This is a genomic window from Actinospica sp. (assembly GCF_035552695.1).
Lineage (GTDB): Bacteria > Actinomycetota > Actinomycetes > Streptomycetales > Catenulisporaceae > Actinospica.
Window position 1 is genome coordinate 1 of the sequence record NZ_DASZKT010000121.1, and the last position, 5484, is coordinate 5484.

The 5484-nt window shown below is 70.2% G+C and carries 8 protein-coding genes; 1 reads left to right on the forward strand and 7 read right to left on the reverse strand.

Annotation, left to right across the window (positions count from 1 at the left end; all coding sequences use genetic code 11):
- The coding region (locus VG296_RS15315) for an enhanced serine sensitivity protein SseB C-terminal domain-containing protein (RefSeq protein WP_325566388.1) at positions 1–619 on the forward strand (619 nt) is incomplete at its 5' end.
- Positions 620–742: 123 nt separating this feature from the next.
- On the opposite strand, the gene VG296_RS15320 is transcribed toward VG296_RS15315, so the two are convergent.
- The 7 genes from VG296_RS15320 to VG296_RS15350 all read right to left on the reverse strand — a co-directional run.
- A complete protein-coding gene (locus VG296_RS15320; RefSeq protein ID WP_325566389.1) occupies positions 743–1177 on the reverse strand; it encodes a metal-sulfur cluster assembly factor in 435 nt (144 codons plus the stop codon).
- On the reverse strand, positions 1174–1632 hold the full coding sequence (gene sufU / locus VG296_RS15325; RefSeq protein ID WP_325566390.1) for a Fe-S cluster assembly sulfur transfer protein SufU: 459 nt from the start codon (positions 1630–1632) through the stop codon (positions 1174–1176). The genes VG296_RS15320 and sufU overlap by 4 nt, the downstream gene beginning before the upstream one ends.
- A 53-nt stretch (positions 1633–1685) precedes the next feature.
- Positions 1686–2945: a cysteine desulfurase gene (locus tag VG296_RS15330; RefSeq protein WP_325566391.1), complete on the reverse strand. Its 1260-nt coding sequence runs from the start codon at positions 2943–2945 to the stop codon at positions 1686–1688.
- A complete protein-coding gene (sufC, locus tag VG296_RS15335; RefSeq protein WP_325566392.1) occupies positions 2942–3748 on the reverse strand; it encodes a Fe-S cluster assembly ATPase SufC in 807 nt (268 codons plus the stop codon). The genes VG296_RS15330 and sufC overlap by 4 nt, the downstream gene beginning before the upstream one ends.
- On the reverse strand, positions 3748–4104 hold the full coding sequence (locus VG296_RS15340) for a non-heme iron oxygenase ferredoxin subunit (RefSeq protein WP_325566393.1): 357 nt from the start codon (positions 4102–4104) through the stop codon (positions 3748–3750). Before VG296_RS15340 ends, sufC begins: the two co-directional genes overlap by 1 nt.
- Positions 4101–5183 (reverse strand): Fe-S cluster assembly protein SufD, encoded by a 1083-nt coding sequence (sufD, locus tag VG296_RS15345; RefSeq protein ID WP_325566394.1) that lies wholly within the window; start codon positions 5181–5183, stop codon positions 4101–4103. Before sufD ends, VG296_RS15340 begins: the two co-directional genes overlap by 4 nt.
- A 56-nt stretch (positions 5184–5239) precedes the next feature.
- The coding region (locus VG296_RS15350; RefSeq protein ID WP_325566395.1) for a SufD family Fe-S cluster assembly protein at positions 5240–5484 on the reverse strand (245 nt) is incomplete at its 5' end.

The following is a 5484-nucleotide window of genomic DNA, read 5'->3' on the forward strand; positions in this document are numbered from 1 at the left end:
GGTGACGGACGGCTCCTCGCTGACCCTGCCCACGGTCACCTACCTCGGCGGTGAGTTCGTCCCCGCCTTCACCTGCGCCCAGGAGCTCAGCAACTTCATGGCGGACCCTGATCATGGCATGCCGCCCGCGGTCATCCCGCACGTCGTGGTGCCGGCCGCGGAGCTGGCCAGGTCGCTGCCGCCGGATCTCGGCATCGCGCTGAACCCCGGGGCGGAAGCCAGCGTGCCCGTGTACCCGGCAGGGGTCGCCTACCTGGCGGCCGTCCAGGGCCAGGCCGAAGGCGTCCAGATCCGGGTCGGCACGCCGCCGCGGCAGCCAACCCGCCTGCTCAGCGAAGCAAGCGCGCAGCTGCGCACTGTGCCAGCGGTCCGCGAGGCGCGCACGGCGTGGCTGTCGGTGGCCGGCCGGGGCGAGGGCCTGATCATCTCGATCGACCTGGACAACCCGGCCGACCAGGCCGCGCAGGACGCCGCGGCGCACGCGGTCGAGCGAGCCGCTGCCGCGGTCACCGAGGACGCGGGTTTCCCGATCGACGTCACGTTCGCCGGCGAGGCCGAGCCCAACCCGGTTGCCGACACGGTCGCAGCCAGCGCCTCCCCGTTCTACCTGCGGGCCTGATCGCGGCGAAAGCCGGCGGGCGCTACCGGGGGCGGGATTACCGTCGGGCGGCTTCGCAACGCATCCGGCGTCGCCGGAAACTGGCGGCCGCGGCGGTCAGCCCGGGGCCGCCAGACCAGGTGATCAGACGTTGAAGCCCAGCGCGCGGAGTTGCTCGCGGCCATCCTCGGTGATCTTGTCCGGCCCCCACGGCGGGAGCCACACCCAGTTGATCCGGAAGTCGTTGACGAGGCCGTCGAGCGCAGCCCGGGTCTGGTCCTCGATCACGTCGGTGAGCGGGCAGGCGGCGCTGGTCAGCGTCATGTCGATCGTGGCCAGCCGGTCCTCCCCCATGCCGATGCCGTAGACCAGGCCGAGATCTACGACATTGATGCCCAGCTCGGGGTCGACGACGTCGCGCATCGCCTCGAGGATGTCCTCGTTCTCCGGGGTGACGGCAAAGGCCAGCCCGGCCGCCTCGTCCCCGGTCGCCCCGGACGCGTCCGCGCCGGCGGCCGCGGGCTCAGGGGCAGCCGCGGACTCGGTGTAGTCAGCTTCCGTGGTAGCTGGCTCGGTCATGATGATGCCTCCTCAAGTGCCCGGGCGGTGGCGTCTTTCCATGCCATCCAGCCGAGCAGCGCGCACTTGATCCGTGCCGGGTACTTGGACACGCCGCTGAACGCTACCGCGTCCTCGAGCAGATCCTCGTCCGGTTCCCCGGCGCCCTTGGACTGCATGAGCGCGAGAAACTCCTGGCTGACGGCCATCGCCTCATCCACGCTCTTGCCGATGACCAGGTCGGTCATGACCGAGGCACTGGCCTGGCTGATAGAGCAGCCGAGCGCGTCGTAGGACACGTCGGCCACGGCAGGCACGCCGCCGGCCGCCTTCAGGGTGACCCGCATCGTCACCTCGTCGCCGCACAGCGGGTTGACATGGTGAACTTCTGCGTCGTAAGGGTCCCGCAGTCCCTTGTTGTGCGGGTGGCGGTAGTGATCCAGGATGATGTCCTGGTACATCGACTCGAACTCCATCACATCCCCTTACAACACGCGGCCTGCTGCTGCACTTCCCCGCTGGCCTGGGCTCATCTCCGGGCGAAGAACCGCTGTGCCTCGCGGATCCCGTCAGCAAGCGCATCCGCCTCTTCGCGGGTGTTGTACAGGTAGAACGACGCTCGCGTACTCGACTGCACGCCGAACGCGCGGTGCAGCGGCCAGGCGCAGTGATGGCCGGCCCGCACCGCGATGCCGAGGTCGTCGAGCACCTGGCTGACGTCGTGCGGGTGCACGTCCGCCACGGTGAACGAGAACGCGCTGCCGCGGTCCGCCGCCTTCGTCGGCCCGAGAATCCGCACCCCCTCGATCGGGGTGAGCACCTCGAGCGCATGCTCGATCAGCTGCAGCTCGTGCGCCCGCATCGCGTCGAAGCCGATCTCGCCGAGGTAGTCGATGGCCGCCCCGAGACCCACCGCCTGCGCGATCGGCATCGTGCCCGCCTCGAACTTGTGCGGCGGCGCGGAGAAGGTGGTCCGGTCCATCCAGACGCTCTCGATCATCTCGCCGCCACCCAGGAACGGCGGCATCTCGTCAAGCAGTTCCCGGCGCGCCCACAGCACGCCGATGCCGGTCGGGCCGCACATCTTGTGGCTGGTGAAGCCTAGGAAGTCGGCGCCGAGCTCGGTCACGTCCACGGGCATGTGCGGGACCGACTGCGCGGCGTCCACCAGCACCAGGGCGCCCGCCGCGTGCGCTGCGTCGGCGACCATCCGGACCGGGTTGATCGTGCCTAGCACGTTGGACTGGTGGACCAGGGACACGAGCCTGGTGCGCTCGGTGATCAGGTCGCCGATGTTCGAGGTGTCCAGCCTGCCGTCGGGGGTCACGCCGAACCAGCGCAGCGTCGCGCCGGTGCGCTGGCAGAGCAGCTGCCAGGGGACGATGTTGGAGTGGTGCTCCATCTCGGTGATGACGATCTCGTCGCCCGGGCCGAGGCTGAACCGGCCCGGCCCGGCGGCTGTCGCGTTGCTCATCGAGTAGGCGACCAGGTTGATCGCCTCCGTGATGTTCTTGGTGAACACGATCTCGGTCTCGTCCCGCGCGCCGATGAACCGGCCGGCCTTGATCCGCGCGCCCTCGTAGGCCTCGGTAGCCTCCTCGCCGAGCTGGTGGCTGGCCCGGTGAATGTTCGCGTTATGCCGCTCGTAGAAGTCGGCCAGCGTGTCGAGCACCTGCCGCGGCTTCTGCGAGGTGTTGGCGCTGTCCAGGTAGACCAGCGGATGCCCGCCGCGGATCTGCCGGTCCAGGATCGGGAAGTCCTTGCGGATCCGGGCGACGTCAAAGGTCATGCCGACGCCCCCTCCCGCACGTACTTCTCGTAGCCTTCGCTCTCCAGCTCGTCGGCCAGCTCCGAGCCGCCCTCGGCGACGATCCGGCCGCCGACGAACACGTGCACGAAGTCCGGCCGCACGTACCGCAGGATCCGGGTGTAGTGCGTAATCAGCAGCACGCCGTGGCCCTCGCCGGCCGCACTCTGCCCCGCGGGGGAGCGACCCCCCGAAGCCCCCCGAAACTTGTTGATCCCCTCGGACACGACCTTCAGCGCGTCGATGTCCAGGCCGGAGTCGGTCTCGTCGAGGATCGCGATCTTGGGGTCGAGCAGCTCGAGCTGCAGGATCTCGTGCCGCTTCTTCTCGCCGCCGGAGAACCCCTCGTTGAGGTTGCGCTGGGCGAACGCCGGGTCGATGGACAGCTCAGCCATCGACTCGCGCAGCTGCCTGGCGAAGTCGCGCAGCTTCGGCGCCTCGCCGCGCACGGCGGTCATCGCGGTGCGCAGGAAGTTCGACACCGACACGCCGGGTACCTCGACTGGGTACTGCATGGCAAGGAACAGCCCGGCCCGGGCCCGTGCGTCCACGCTCAGCGCCAGCACGTCCGCGCCGTCCAGCGTGACCGACCCGCTGGTCACGTGGTACTTGGGGTGACCGGCGATCGCATACGCGAGCGTGGACTTGCCGGAGCCGTTCGGCCCCATGATGGCGTGCGTCTGCCCGGCAGACACGGTGAGGTCCACGCCGCGCAGGATCTCCCGGCGGGTGCCGGCCGCCTCCTCCACGCTGACGTGCAGGTCACGGATTTCAAGGGTGGACACTATGACTCCTCTATCGCAACAAGGACGTCGTCGCCCTCGATCTTCACGGGATAAGTCGGCACCGGCTCGGTGGCCGGCGGTCCGGTGGGCTGGCCGGTGCGCAGGTCGAAGCAGGACCCGTGTAGCCAGCACTCCACCGTGTGGTCGTAGATCTCGCCCTCGGACAGCGGTACCTCGGCGTGCGAGCAGACGTCGCGCAGCGCGTACACCTCGCCGCCGGCCCTGACCACGGCGACCGGCTCGCCGTTGATCTCGACGCCGATCGCCCCTTCCTCGGGCAGGTCGGCCAGCGAGCAGGCCCGCAGGTAGCTCTCCGGGCTACCCGGCGATCCCTGCCGGTACTGCGCCTCGGTCATGCCAGCTCCAGCTCGATTCCTGCCGCGATGCGGTCCGCCACCTCAGGTATCCCGATCCGGTCGATCAATGCGCCGAAGAAGCCGCGGATCACCAGCCGCCGGGCCTCGGCCTCCGGGATGCCCCTGGCCATCAGGTAGAACAGGTGCTGGTCCTCGAGCCGCCCGCTCGCACTGGCGTGCCCGGCGCCGACTACCTCGCCGGTGAGGATCTCGAGGTTGGGCACCGAGTCGACCCGGGTGCCGTCGGTCAGCACCAGGTTCCGGTTGCGCTCGTAGGTGTCGGTGCCGGTCGCCGCCGCCCGGATGGCCACGTCGCCGATCCACACCGCGTGCGCCTCGGCGCCCTGCAGCGCGCCCCGGTAGTCGACCCGGCTGCGGCAGCTGGGCACGGCGTGGTCGACGAACAGCCGGTGCTCCAGGTGCTGGCCCGCGTCGGCGAAGTACATGCCGAGCAGTTCGGCGTCGCCGCCGGGCCCGGCGTACCGCACGGTGGGGGCGAGCCGCACCAGGCCGCCGCCGAGCGACACGGCGGCGTGCCGGAACGTCGCGTCCCGGCCGATCTGCACGTGATGGTGCGAGAGGTGCACCGCGTCCTGCGCCCAGTCCTGGAGGCTGACCACCGACAGCGAGGCGCCCTCGCCGACCACGAACTCGACGTTGTCGGCATAGGTCGCGCTGCCCGCGTGATCGAGGACGACCACGGCACTGGCCATCGGCTCGACCTGGACGAGCAGGTGGCCGAATGCCGCGCCCTCGGCGTCATGCCCGCGGACGGTCACGACCGTCGGCCTGCTGGCCACGAGCTCGGCCGGCACCGTGATCACGTTGGCCTCGCCGAATGACGCGAACGCGCGGGCGCTCACCCGGTCGGCGGGCACGAACGAGCGGCCCAGCCTGGCATCTGCCCGTTCGGCAGACTCGACCCTGACGCCGGGAGCAGGGTCGGTTTCCACGGTCACCTTTCCCGCGGCCAGCGGGGCGTCGCCATGCAGATCGCGCAGCCGGCGCAGCGGGGTGAACCGCCACTCCTCCTCGCGCCCGGTGGGCACCGGGAAATCCGCGAGGTCGAACGAGGCCATCGCGTGCAAGCTTGAGACGGGCGCGGATGCCTCCGGCGCCCTGCCGATCCCCGCCATCAGCCGACCGCCCCCTCCATCTGGAGCTCGATCAGCCGGTTCAGCTCGAGCGCGTACTCCATCGGCAGCTCGCGGGCGATCGGCTCGACGAAGCCGCGCACGGTCGTGGCCGCTGCCTCATCCTCGGTCATGCCGCGGCTCATCAGGTAGAAGAGCTGGTCCTCGGAGATCTTGGAGACCGAGGCCTCGTGGCCCATCTCCACGTCATCCTCGCGGACGTCCACGTACGGGTAGGTGTCCGAGC

Bases quoted from the DNA above. Each gene is read 5' to 3' on its own strand.
- VG296_RS15320 (WP_325566389.1), bottom strand. From the start codon at position 1,177: ATGACCGAGCCAGCTACCACGGAAGCTGACTACACCGAGTCCGCGGCT.
- sufU (WP_325566390.1), bottom strand. From the start codon at position 1,632: ATGGAGTTCGAGTCGATGTACCAGGACATCATCCTGGATCACTACCGC.
- VG296_RS15330 (WP_325566391.1), bottom strand. From the start codon at position 2,945: ATGACCTTTGACGTCGCCCGGATCCGCAAGGACTTCCCGATCCTGGAC.
- VG296_RS15340 (WP_325566393.1), bottom strand. From the start codon at position 4,104: ATGACCGAGGCGCAGTACCGGCAGGGATCGCCGGGTAGCCCGGAGAGC.
- sufD (WP_325566394.1), bottom strand. From the start codon at position 5,183: ATGGCCTCGTTCGACCTCGCGGATTTCCCGGTGCCCACCGGGCGCGAG.